The following is a 10,726-nucleotide window of genomic DNA, read 5'->3' on the forward strand; positions in this document are numbered from 1 at the left end:
ACCATGGCTGCACCATAGCCCCACTGCAGGGCGTGGACAAGACGAAGAGTGGCGGATTTGCCGCGCAGCTCCGTCGACGGCCTGCGCTTGCGGCGAGGGCTCAGAGGCTCCACTGCGGCTTGGCCACCATGAGCCAGAAGATCACCGGCATGGCGGCGAAGGCCGGGTAGCCGAGCGCCTCCCACCAGCGGGCGAAGCGCCAGTACCGCGCGGGCAGCGGCTCGCCGCGGGCCAGGGCGGTTTCAGCCATGTCGCGCATGCGCAGCTGCAGCCAGACGACCGGCAGCCAGCAGCCGCCGGCCAGCAGGTAGAGCCCGATGGCGGTGGCGAGCCAGGGCGTGCTCAGCGGCCAGCCCGCGAGATGCGCCATCCACACGCCCGTGAGGGGCTGCACGATGACCGCCGGCGTGGTGAACCAGGTGTCGGCGACGACGACCATGCGGCACACGGCGGCCTGCGTCTCCAGCGAGCCCGTCCGGTTGGCGAAGAAGAGGTAGAAGGCCGAGCCGAAGCCCGTGCCGGCCAGCAGCACGCTGGAGATCACGTGCAGGGTCTTGAGGATCAGGTATTCATTCATGAGGGGCGTGACGGTCGGGGGTCAGGTCTTGCAGGACCAGGAGCAGGGCGGCAATGGGCAGGTTCTTGCTCAAGGGGCCCAGCGGGTGGAGCCACAGCGCGGGCTGCAGCACGGTGGCCACAACGGTCATCACGCCGACCAGGGCGAGGCAGGCGCGGTAGACCGCCGGCCGGTCCCAGCGCCACACCGCCAGGCCGAGTGCCAGGTCCGCCGCGCTGCCGGCCGCGATGGCGGCGTCGTGCCAGGCGGGCGGCAGCAGGGTGCCGGTCAGGAGGTCGCGGGAGACGCCGTGCCAGCCGATCAGGCTCACGGCGGCCGTGCCGAGCCACAGGGCGACCAGGCTGGCGCGGGCGAGGCGGCGATGACGCGGGCTCATGCGGGCGCTCCGGAGTCCGGGCCGTCGAAGACGGACCGTGGCGGGCGCCCCAGCACGGCCTGCAGCGGCGCGACGTCCGCGATGTTGTCGGCGCCGAGCAGGGCCAGGGTCTCGCTGCCCCAGGGCTGGCGCGGGCAGAGGTCGCCCAGGCGAGCGGAGGCCGTCCCCAGGGCCGACGGCAGCACGAGCAGCCGGGCGGGCGGCAGGCCCGCGGCGCGGCGCAGACGGGCGATGAAGTCCGGCAGCGTGAAGCGCTCGGGGCCGACCGCGTCGAGCGTGGCCGGCGGGCGCTCCGTGGCCTGCAGCAGGCGCACGCAGGCCGCCGCGAGGTCCTCCACACACACAGGCTGGATCTGCGGCGACACGGCCTGGGCGGGCCAGGGCAGCAGCGGCAGGCGCGCCAGACGCCGGAACAGCGCGGTGCTCGCGCCCCCTTCGCCGAAGACCACGCTCGGGCGCAGCACGCAGGCCTCGAGCCGGCCTTCGGCGCGCAGGCTCAGCAGCGAGGCCTCGGCCTGGCGCTTGCTCTGGGCGTAGCGCGTGCGGCTGTCCGGCGGCATCAGGGCCGAGACCTGCAGCACGCGGCGCACCCCCGTGTTGGCGCAGGCGCTGAACAGGGCGGCCGGCACGGTGTGGTGGATGGCGTCCATCGCCTGCCCGCCGCCCTCGCGCAGCACGCCCACGGCATTGATCACGGCCTCGCAGTCGGCCACCCGGGCATGCCAGGGCTCCGGACGGGTGTCGCGGCTGAAGTCCATGAGGCAGGGCTCGGTGCCGTCGGGCAAAGTGGCCTGGGACCGCTCGCGGACACCGGCGCGCACGGTGAAGCCGGCCGCCTGCAGTGCCTGGACGATGTGCCGGCCGATGAAGCCCTGGGCGCCGCACACCAGGACGCGACGTGCGGGGCCGCTCATGAGCGGGGCTCCGTCGAGCGCTCGCAGGCACCGTCGCGGCATCGGGGCTGCGAGGCGGCGCGTTCGGCCGCCTGCCGGGCCGCACGCTCGAACAGCCCCCGGATCAGCGAGCGGGGCAACCGGTAGCGGTTGCGCACGATCCAGGGATAGGCGCGGTCCGCGAGCGGGCGGACCAGCGGATGCGTCATCAGCCGGCTCACCCAGGGCAGTCCGACGGCACGGTAGGCCGCCTCGAAGAGATCGACGGCGCGCAAGACCTGACCCTGCGCCCCGACGCCATGGATGACGTTCATCAGCGCCGTGCGGTCCGCGCCGGGCACGGGCGAGACGAAGTCGGCCGGGCTGCAGTCCACGAATCGCAGGCGGCCCTGCGTGTCCCGCAACCGGAGGTTCTCGATCTCGGCGCTGCAGAGCTGGCAGCTGCCGTCGAAGTAGATCGTCAGCGGGTAGAGGCTGGATTCCATGGGGTTCCTCTCTTTTGGTCTGATGTTTCAGTATTGACAGAAATTTGTGGGCAAAAAAAGGGCTGCTTCGGCCCTAGGAGGCGCTGCCGGACTTGCCGTCGCCGCGCACGAACTTCTGCACGCTGGCGCCCATCTTGAGCACCTTCTCCAGCGTGCTGGGGGAGAGCCGCAGCATCTCCTCGGACCAGGATCCCAGCGTGTCCATGAAGCGCAGGGCCTCGCGCACGCGGTCCTGGGCGTCGGGCGTCTCGCTGGCGAAGGACGGGTCTGCCACGATCTCGCCCAGCACCCGCACGGTCGGGTCGAACTCGCGCTCCTTGCGCTCGCGAACGATGGTCCGGAACAGCTCCCAGACATCGACGGACGTCTCGAAGTAGTCCCGCCGGTCACCGAGCTGGTGCACCACGCGGATCAGCTGCCAGTTCTGCAGTTCCTTGAGGCTGGTGCTGACATTGGAGCGGGCCACGTTCAGGGTGTCCGCGATGTCCTCGGCGTTCAGCGGCCGGCCGTGGAAGAAGAGCAGGGCGTGGATCTGGGCGACCGTGCGGTTGACGCCCCAGGCGGTGCCCATCTCTCCCCAGTGAACGATGAAGCGCCGGGCGCTGTGGCTGAGTTCCATGCGTGGCAGTCTAGATCGTCTGCAATTTCTGTCAAGACTGAAATTAATGGGGCATGCCGATGCTGAAGTCACGTTTGCTCACGACTTGACACGGACTTGCAAACCGCCCTTCGGCAGGGCCCGGCTACATTCCGCCCCGCCGTGTCGAGATGTCCGACAGAAGACGCCCGCGGCCATCGTTGGGAAACGATCAGGCGCCCGTCACGAGCGCTCCCATCCCGAGGACATCCTTTCATGCGAAATTCCCTTGCTGCGGGCCTGAAGCCCGTCGGTGCCGTCCTGCTGAGCACGGCCCTGCTGGCTGCCTGTGGCGGCGGCGGTTCGTCGCCAAGCCCGACCCCGGCACCGACCCCTGCACCGACACCCACCCCGACTCCCGCACCCACGCCCACCCCGACGCCCACGCCCACCCCCACCCCGGTCGCCACCCTGGTGACCCCCGCGACGGGCAAGACGGCCTGGCGCGTGGCCAGTGCGGCCAGCGTCACGCTGAAGGACGGCAGCGGCGCGGCCGTCGCCGGACCGCTCAGCTGCAGCAGCGACGACCCGGTCAAGCTGACGGTGGCGGCGGACTGCAGCAGCATCACGGGCCTGCGCCTGGGGGCGCAGTCCGTCACGGTGACGGGCGGCGGCCTGAGTGCCAAGGTCAGCGTGAAGGTGATCCCGCAGGCCCAGCCGCTCGGCGTGGCCGGGGCCACCCGGCATTTCTCGCTGGCCGTGACCAGTGCCGGCGAGGTGCTGGCCTGGGGCTACAACTCGCAGGGCCAGCTGGGCCAGAACAAGGCCGGCAGCGAGCTGGGCCTGAGTGCGCTGCCGCTCAAGGTGCTCGCGCCCAGCGGTGACAAGCCGCTGTCGGGCATCGTGGCGGTCGCCGGTGGCGAGCTCTTCGGCCTGGCCCTCACCGAGGACGGTCAGGTGCTGTCCTGGGGTCTCAACGACTCGAGCAGCTCGCAGCTGGCCCGCCTGCAGCCCACGGGCACCTGGAAGCTGCCGGACTACGTGGCCGATGCCACCGCCAAGGCGCGGCTGAGCGGCATCGTGGCCATCAGCGCCGGCGAGAGCAATGCCATGGCCCTGGCGGATGACGGTCACGTCTACTCCTGGGGCTACTACAGCGGCCAGGAGGGCGGGGGCGTCAAGCGCTACCCCGGCTACGTGAAGGCACCGGAAGGCGGCGTGCTGACGGACGTGCGCGCCATCGCCGCCGGCTGGAACTGGGGCAGCGCCCTGCGCGCGGACGGCCGCGTGGCGGTCTGGGGCTTCCCGGGCATGGTGACCCGCATGCTGCAGCTGCCGGTGTCCAACAACGAGGTCATGCCGGCCCACGTCGCCGTGTCCGGCAGCGGCGAGGCGCTCACGGGCATGACGGCCCTCAGCGCCGGCTACGGCCTCGGCCTGGCGCTGACCGCCACCGGCGAGGTCTGGGCCTTCGGCGACAACGACAACGGCCAGCTTGGCCAGGGCACGCGGACGGCGGTGGCCGGGGCCGTGCGCGTCCAGACCGGCGCGGCGGGCGCCCTGCTGACGGGGCAGACCATGGTGGTGGCCGGTGGCAACCATGCGATGAGCCTGGACGCCGCGGGCCGGGTCTGGAGCTGGGGCCGGGGCACCGACGGCCAGCTGGGCGACGGCGTCAACCGTCCTCGCGGCGACGGCACGGCCTATGCCGCACCCGTCGTGGCCGAGAGCGGCCTGCTGCAGCTGGACAACACCGCGACGCTGGCGGCCGGCTACTCGCATTCGCTGGCGCTGCGCAAGGACGGCACGCTCCTGACCTGGGGCGACGGCTTCTCCGGCACCCAGGGCCAGGGCCCGGCTCTCACCAGCGACCTTCGCGTGCCCACGCCCGTGAAGAATCCGGCTGGCGATGGCGTGACCACCCTGGGCGCGATGGACCGCTACACCAACCTGCTGCGTCGCGCCCTCTGAGCGCGGTGATGCCCCGGGGCGCCGGCAAGGGCGCCCCGTCCGCGGGGGAAGGGCGCAGGATGCGGCGTCATGCGGCGACAATACGCCCATGTCGCTCAAAGCCCCTGAACTCCTTCTCCCGGCCGGGTCCCTGGCCAAGATGCGCGCCGCCTATGACTTCGGCGCCGACGCCGTCTATGCCGGCCAGCCGCGCTATTCCCTGCGCGCGCGCAACAACGAATTCCGCCTGGAGCAGATCGCCCAGGGCATCGACGAGGCCCACCAGCGCGGCAAGAAGTTCTTCGTCACCAGCAACCTGATCGCCCACAACGACAAGGTCCGCACCTATCTGCGGGACATCCAGCCGGTGGTCGAGCTCAAGCCCGATGCGCTGATCATGGCCGATGCCGGCCTGATCATGCAGGTGCTGGACCAGATGGAGCGGGGCCTCTTCCCGAAGGTGCCCATCCACCTCTCCGTGCAGGCCAACACCACCAACTGGGCCGCGGTGAAGTTCTGGCAGAAGGCGGGGGTGGAGCGCATCATCCTCTCGCGCGAGCTGAGCCTGGACGAGGTCGAGGCCATCCGCAACGAATGCCCGGACATGGAGATCGAGGTCTTCGTGCACGGCGCGCTGTGCATCGCCTACTCCGGCCGCTGCCTGCTGTCGGGCTACTTCAACCGACGTGATCCGAACCAGGGCACCTGCACCAATGCCTGCCGCTGGGAATACGGCGCCCAGCCCGCGAGCGAAGACTCCCTCTCCGGCGAGGCCGTGCCGGTGGGCAAGCTCGACGCCGACTTCAACTTCGCCGAGGCGCAGGCCGAGGCCGAGAGCAGCTTCTCGACCTGCGGCGGCGGCCAGCGCCATCCCGCGGCGGACAAGGTCTACTTCCTCGAGGAGAAGGGCCGCCCCGGCGAGCTCATGCCCATCATGGAAGACGAGCACGGCACCTACATCCTGAACAGCAAGGACCTGCGCGCCGTCGAGCACGTCGAGCGCCTGGCGCGCATCGGCGTGGACTCGCTCAAGATCGAGGGCCGCACCAAGAGCCTGTACTACGTGGCCCGCACGGCGCAGGTCTACCGTCGCGCCATCGACGACGCCGTCGCCGGCCGCCCCTTCGACCCCGCGCTGCTGCTGGAGCTCGAAGGCCTGGCCAACCGCGGCTACACGGGCGGCCTGCTGGAGCGCCGCCCGGCCCAGGACTACCAGAACTACATCAGCGGCCACAGTGAGCTGCACCGCAGCCATTTCGTGGGCGAGGTGACGGCCGTGCGCGAGGACGGCTGGGTGCAGGTCCAGGCCAAGAACCGCTTCGCCGTGGGCGACCGCGTGGAGCTGCTGCACCCCAGCGGCAACCGCATCGTCGAGCTGACGCAGATGCAGAACCTCGACGGCGAGCCCGTGCAGGTGGCGCCGGGCGACCCGGTGCGCGTCTGGGTGCCGCTGGGGCTGCCGGCCGAGGGCGGGCTCGTCGCGCGGCTGCTGTGACGCCCAGTCGCTGATCCCGGGCGGGTGCTCGGCCGATACCCGTCTGCGCCTGCCCTGAACGGGGGCGCCACAGCCCAGGGGCGTCCCCGCTTGACCCTGGCTGCGGGCCCGGGCTATCGTCGCTCCCACACACGGGCGGCGGCATGCACCGGCTGCCCAGGGAGAGATGTCATGCACAGACGCGCGCTCATGGCCGGGGCCCTGGCCTGGCCGTGGAGATCCGGCGCCTGGTCCCTGCCGGGCCAGTCGACGCTGGACGTGGTGTTCGACGATGGCTCGGTGCCGACCATGTACCGGGACGGGCAGGGCACGGGTGCCCTCGGCCTTTACCCGGCGCTCGTCGGGGCGGCGCTCGCGGGCATGAGCCCGCCAGCGCGCCTGCGGGCCCAGCCCTTCAAGCGCGTGCTCGCGGAGCTGATGGCCGGCACGGCCGTGGCGGGCGCGGTGATCCGCACGCCGGAGCGGGAGCAGCGCTGCCTGTTCAGCCAGCCCTACTTCATCGAGCGGCTGTCGGTGTTCTCGCTGCGGGGGCGGGTGCCTCCCTTCCGACGCCTGCCCGATCTGAACGGTCGCCGTGTCGGCGTCATCCGCGGCTGGTCCTACGGTGCCGGCTTCGACCAGCCCCGCGCCCGGGGCGACTTCATCTGCGAGGACGTCGCGTCCGACGCGCTCAATTTCGAGAAGCTCGTGCGCCAGCGGCTGGACTACGTCGTGGCGACGGAACTCGGCGGCCGCCTGCACCTGCAGCGCGTGAGCACCGGGGACAGCCCCGTCATCGAAGGCGAGCAGTCGGTGGCGGCCACGCCCATCCACCTCGCGGTCCTGCAGACGGCGCCGGGCGCCGCCGAGTTCCTGGCCCATTTCGACCAGCACGTCGTGCGGCTGGTCAACGACGGCACGGCGGCCAGCCTCATGGCACGAGAGCTGGAGCGTGCGGCGCGCCTGATGTCGTGATCGCGACCCCGGCCCGGCCGGGTCACGGCGGGCTCGCGTCATGCCGGCCCGCCGTCCGGCGAAGCGGTGGCGGTGGCGATGGCAGTGGCGATGGCGGCGGGTATGCCAGAATACGGACGCTCATCATCGGCACTAGCACAGGCGGGGAATCCGACACATGCCCATCGTCCACTTGATCGAAGGCCCGGTGGGTGCGGGGAAGTCGACGTACGCCCGGGCGCTCGCGGCGCGCTCGGGCGGCGTTCACATCGCCCTCGACGCCTGGTTCGCCACCCTGTTCAGCCCCGACCGCCCGGCGGCCGACGTCCTGCCCTGGTACGTCGCGCGCAAGGAGCGCGTGCTGGCGCTCATCTGGACCCACAGCCAGGCGGTCCTGGCGACGGGGGTGGAGGTCATCCTGGAGCTGGGCCTCATCCAGCGCCAGCCGCGCATGGACTTCTGCCGCGCGGTGCAGGCCCAGGGCTTCGAGCTGGTGATGCATGAGCTGGAGGCGCCTCGCGAGCTGCGCCGTGCCCGCGTGCAGCAGCGCAACGAGCAGCAGGGACCGACGTTCTCGATGGTCGTGCCGCCCGAGATCTTTGAGCTGGCGAGCGACCTGTGGGAGCCGACGGATGAGGTCGAGCGCGGTGAATACGCCGTCGAGCGGGTGTCCACCGGACCTGAGGCGGTGAGCCCCGGCTGACGCCTCAGGCCGGGACGGCGGGCGCACAGCCCGCCGATGGACTCACGGCTTCAGCACCTTCGCCACCGGATTGGGTCGCAGACGGAAGGCGTCCGGCATGCCCGAGCCCAGCAGCGGGCGCAGGTAGAGGCGGAAGGCATCGGTGATGTCGGTGCCGCATTCGCTGATGAAGTGGTCCTCCATCACGCGGGTCTTGCCGGCCACGGCCTCCAGGGGCAGGAGCTCGTAGTCGACCGAGTAGTAGCCGTTGCGCTTGATGGCCACGGAGCCATCGCGATCGCCCCAGATGGCGTACTGCACCGCCTTCTCGCCGACCTCGCGCGCCTCGCGCTGGTCCACGTCGGACACGCAGCCCACGAAGCTGCGCTGCAGGTAGCCAAAGGTGTCGCCCCGCACGCGCTTGATCTTCAGCCGGGTCTTGATCTCCTCGCACAGCAGGTCGGCCAGCGCGCCGGTGCCCGACAGCTGCACATTGCCGTGGGCATCGTGCTCCAGGTCCTTGGCGAGCTGGGCGGCGATGGGCTGGCCGCTGGCGTCGTGGATGCCCTCGCTCACCGCGATCACGCAGCGGCCATGGCGCTCGTACACCGCCTTCACGTCCGCCAGAAAGCGCTCGATCTCGAAGACGCGCTCGGGGAGGTAGATGAGGTGGGGGCCGTCGTCGTCGAACTTCTTGCCCAGCGCCGAGGCGGCCGTCAGGAAGCCGGCATGGCGGCCCATCACCACGCCCACGTAGACGCCGGGCAGGGCGGCATTGTCCAGGTTGGCCCCGGCGAAGGCCTGCGCCACGAAGCGCGCCGCGGACGGGAAGCCGGGCGTGTGGTCGTTGCCGACAAGGTCGTTGTCGATGGTCTTGGGGATGTGGATGCTGCGCAGCGGGTAGCCGGCCTTGCGCGCCTCCTCGGCCACGATGCGCACCGTGTCGGAGCTGTCATTGCCGCCGATGTAGAAGAAGTAGCCGATCTCGTGGGCGCGCAGCACTTCGAAGATCTGCTGGCAGTAGGCGAGGTCGGGCTTGTCCCGCGTGGAGCCGAGGGCCGACGCGGGCGTGCCGGCGACGAGCTCCAGGTTGTGGCTGGTCTCCTGCGTCAGATCGACGAAGTCCTCGTTGAGGATGCCCCGCACGCCGTGCCGGGCGCCGTAGACCAGGTCGATGCCCCGGTGCCGTCGGGCCTCCAGCACCACGCCGACGAGCGACTGGTTGATCACGGCAGTGGGGCCGCCGCCCTGGGCGACGAGGATCTTGCGGGTGGCGGGGACGGGCTGGGATGGGCTCACGGACGGCTCCTGGGGATGGTCGGGTGCTGGCTGACGTTCTACCACCAAGCGCGCCCCCTGGGCGGCATCGGTTGCCGGCCAAGCGCATCCTCAATTCAATGGATGCTGTGGGCGCAGGCCCCTCACTTGCGTTCCTAGAATCCCGCCGCAGGCCGTCGACAGGACGGTCGCGGCCAGGAGGAATGCGCGGTGAAAAGAGCGGGCGGGCGCCGGAGGCAGGCACTGGGTGCGCAAGGCGGGGGCCGTCGGCCCATGGTGTGCCGGTGGGGACCGCCCGGCGCATCGGCCCGCGTGGGGCACAGATGCCGGCCGCTCGTCGGACGGGACGACGTGTCCAGCGGTGAGCCCGGCGGCGAACCAGGCGGCGAGCACGACGGCCGGCAGGACATCCCGATGGATGGCGCCCCGCATGCCACCCGTTGACCTCACCGGGCGGCAGCGCCACCTGTGGAGTCAGGTGATCCAGCGCCTGGATGCGCAGGGTTTGCTGCGCTCCAGCCTGCCTGACGCCCTGGCCGACTGGCGGCCCGAGGGCCCCGATCATGGCCCGAGCCGGGAGGCCGGCCCGCCGGCGGCGTCGGCAGGCCTCGCCGAGCGGGACCTCCGCCCGGACGCCTGGATCGAGGCGGCCGAATCGCGGGGTCAGGTCGTGCCCTGGCTGCTGCGCCAGCTGGCCCTCCTGCCCGAGGATCCCCCGCTGCTCGTGCTCGCCCTGGACCTGGGCCTGTGTGTCGACAGCCCGGAGCGCCTGCAGGCCAGCCCGGGGTGGCGGCACTGGGCCGGTCAGGTCTCGCCGGTGCAGGGCCTGCGAGACCTCTCACCGGGGCGCCGGGCGGACGCCGCCGCGCCGCCGTCTCGCACGGCCCTGCTCGAGGCCTGGTCGCGACGCCTGCTGTGCCTGTGGCCGGGGCCGCGGGTGACGCTCACGCCCGGGCCCCGCGGCGCCGTGCCTCAGCGTGCGGCCGCGCTGGCCCTCGACCTCGGCGCGCATCGGATGCTGCCCTTGTCCGCCACATCGGGCGGCCTGGTGCAGGCCCAGGGCTGGGCGATCAGTGCCTTGCCGCGCCATGCGCTGGACCTGCCGGCGCGATGGCCCGTCTGGTCCGCGCCCGGGGAGGTCGGGGAGGGCGGGGAGGGCGGGGAGGGCGGGGCGACGGTGCCGGGGCTGGCGAGCGCCCGCCCGCCGTCGGCGACCCTGCAGCGGCCGCAGTGCGCCGCGCCGCGCGCCGGGGCCGTGCTGCTCCTGGGGGCGGACCCCGGCCAGCCGCCGCAGCTGTGCCTGGCGCTGCTACGGCAGGACGGCCCGTGGTGGCGCCACGATGCCAGCCCGCAGGGCATGGGCGGCGGCGGGATCTGCCTCGACCCCGCGCTGCGGCTGCTCGGGTATTTCCGCCCCACGAACGAGGACCCCGGCCGCGTGCTTGGGCTGCTATGGTCCTGAGCACCGCGCCTCGATCGC

Annotated in this window: 11 protein-coding genes; 5 read left to right on the plus strand and 6 right to left on the minus strand. The window is 71.9% G+C overall.

Going from position 1 to position 10,726, the window contains the following annotated elements; genetic code table 11:
• Positions 1 to 100 precede the first annotated feature (100 nt).
• The 5 genes from QRD43_RS14855 to QRD43_RS14875 form a co-directional block, all read right to left on the minus strand.
• The gene (locus QRD43_RS14855) at positions 101 to 577 is read right to left on the minus strand and encodes a DUF2269 family protein (protein WP_285983285.1); all 477 of its coding nucleotides are present in this window, start codon (positions 575 to 577) and stop codon (positions 101 to 103) included.
• Positions 570 to 953 (minus strand): DoxX-like family protein, encoded by a 384-nt coding sequence (locus QRD43_RS14860; RefSeq protein WP_285983286.1) that lies wholly within the window; start codon positions 951 to 953, stop codon positions 570 to 572. The genes QRD43_RS14855 and QRD43_RS14860 overlap by 8 nt, the downstream gene beginning before the upstream one ends.
• Positions 950 to 1,867 (minus strand): NAD-dependent epimerase/dehydratase family protein, encoded by a 918-nt coding sequence (locus tag QRD43_RS14865; protein ID WP_285983287.1) that lies wholly within the window; start codon positions 1,865 to 1,867, stop codon positions 950 to 952. The genes QRD43_RS14860 and QRD43_RS14865 overlap by 4 nt, the downstream gene beginning before the upstream one ends.
• Entirely contained in the window at positions 1,864 to 2,331 is a 468-nt protein-coding gene (locus QRD43_RS14870; protein WP_285983288.1) for a thiol-disulfide oxidoreductase DCC family protein, read from the minus strand. Before QRD43_RS14870 ends, QRD43_RS14865 begins: the two co-directional genes overlap by 4 nt.
• Before the next feature lie 73 nt (positions 2,332 to 2,404).
• Positions 2,405 to 2,950 (minus strand): GbsR/MarR family transcriptional regulator, encoded by a 546-nt coding sequence (locus tag QRD43_RS14875; RefSeq protein ID WP_285983289.1) that lies wholly within the window; start codon positions 2,948 to 2,950, stop codon positions 2,405 to 2,407.
• 234 nt (positions 2,951 to 3,184) lie between these two features.
• Here QRD43_RS14875 and QRD43_RS14880 point away from each other — a divergent pair, with 234 nt between their 5' ends.
• The 4 genes from QRD43_RS14880 to QRD43_RS14895 all read left to right on the plus strand — a co-directional run bounded on the left by QRD43_RS14880 (position 3,185) and on the right by QRD43_RS14895 (position 7,989).
• Complete coding sequence (locus QRD43_RS14880; RefSeq protein WP_285983290.1) at positions 3,185 to 4,879, plus strand: RCC1 domain-containing protein; 1,695 nt, start codon at positions 3,185 to 3,187, stop codon at positions 4,877 to 4,879.
• A gap of 88 nt (positions 4,880 to 4,967) precedes the next feature.
• Positions 4,968 to 6,353 (plus strand): prephenate-dependent tRNA uridine(34) hydroxylase TrhP, encoded by a 1,386-nt coding sequence (gene trhP, locus QRD43_RS14885; protein ID WP_285983291.1) that lies wholly within the window; start codon positions 4,968 to 4,970, stop codon positions 6,351 to 6,353.
• 171 nt (positions 6,354 to 6,524) lie between these two features.
• Positions 6,525 to 7,307 carry a substrate-binding periplasmic protein gene (locus QRD43_RS14890; protein ID WP_285983292.1) on the plus strand — a complete coding sequence of 261 codons (783 nt, stop codon included), beginning with the start codon at positions 6,525 to 6,527 and terminating at the stop codon, positions 7,305 to 7,307.
• Between the two features lie 157 nt (positions 7,308 to 7,464).
• The gene (locus QRD43_RS14895) at positions 7,465 to 7,989 is read left to right on the plus strand and encodes a P-loop nucleotide/nucleoside kinase family protein (protein ID WP_285983293.1); all 525 of its coding nucleotides are present in this window, start codon (positions 7,465 to 7,467) and stop codon (positions 7,987 to 7,989) included.
• Between the two features lie 42 nt (positions 7,990 to 8,031).
• On the opposite strand, the gene QRD43_RS14900 is transcribed toward QRD43_RS14895, so the two are convergent.
• A complete protein-coding gene (locus QRD43_RS14900; protein WP_285983294.1) occupies positions 8,032 to 9,267 on the minus strand; it encodes a 6-phosphofructokinase in 1,236 nt (411 codons plus the stop codon).
• 409 nt (positions 9,268 to 9,676) lie between these two features.
• Between QRD43_RS14900 and QRD43_RS14905 the strand changes: the two genes are divergently transcribed.
• Positions 9,677 to 10,708 (plus strand): hypothetical protein, encoded by a 1,032-nt coding sequence (locus QRD43_RS14905; protein WP_285983295.1) that lies wholly within the window; start codon positions 9,677 to 9,679, stop codon positions 10,706 to 10,708.
• The last annotated feature ends 18 nt before the right edge of the window (positions 10,709 to 10,726 follow it).

The sequence above is a fragment of the Roseateles subflavus genome (genome assembly GCF_030285365.1).
GTDB classification, from domain to species: domain Bacteria; phylum Pseudomonadota; class Gammaproteobacteria; order Burkholderiales; family Burkholderiaceae_C; genus Roseateles_B; species Roseateles_B subflavus.

What these genes read in the sequence shown, in the direction of transcription:
- trhP (WP_285983291.1), top strand. Translation starts at nt 4,968, where the DNA reads ATGTCGCTCAAAGCCCCTGAACTCCTTCTCCCGGCCGGGTCCCTGGCC.
- QRD43_RS14870 (WP_285983288.1), bottom strand. Translation starts at nt 2,331, where the DNA reads ATGGAATCCAGCCTCTACCCGCTGACGATCTACTTCGACGGCAGCTGC.
- QRD43_RS14880 (WP_285983290.1), top strand. Translation starts at nt 3,185, where the DNA reads ATGCGAAATTCCCTTGCTGCGGGCCTGAAGCCCGTCGGTGCCGTCCTG.
- QRD43_RS14890 (WP_285983292.1), top strand. Translation starts at nt 6,525, where the DNA reads ATGCACAGACGCGCGCTCATGGCCGGGGCCCTGGCCTGGCCGTGGAGA.
- QRD43_RS14905 (WP_285983295.1), top strand. Translation starts at nt 9,677, where the DNA reads ATGCCACCCGTTGACCTCACCGGGCGGCAGCGCCACCTGTGGAGTCAG.
- QRD43_RS14865 (WP_285983287.1), bottom strand. Translation starts at nt 1,867, where the DNA reads ATGAGCGGCCCCGCACGTCGCGTCCTGGTGTGCGGCGCCCAGGGCTTC.
- QRD43_RS14855 (WP_285983285.1), bottom strand. Translation starts at nt 577, where the DNA reads ATGAATGAATACCTGATCCTCAAGACCCTGCACGTGATCTCCAGCGTG.
- QRD43_RS14875 (WP_285983289.1), bottom strand. Translation starts at nt 2,950, where the DNA reads ATGGAACTCAGCCACAGCGCCCGGCGCTTCATCGTTCACTGGGGAGAG.
- QRD43_RS14860 (WP_285983286.1), bottom strand. Translation starts at nt 953, where the DNA reads ATGAGCCCGCGTCATCGCCGCCTCGCCCGCGCCAGCCTGGTCGCCCTG.
- QRD43_RS14895 (WP_285983293.1), top strand. Translation starts at nt 7,465, where the DNA reads ATGCCCATCGTCCACTTGATCGAAGGCCCGGTGGGTGCGGGGAAGTCG.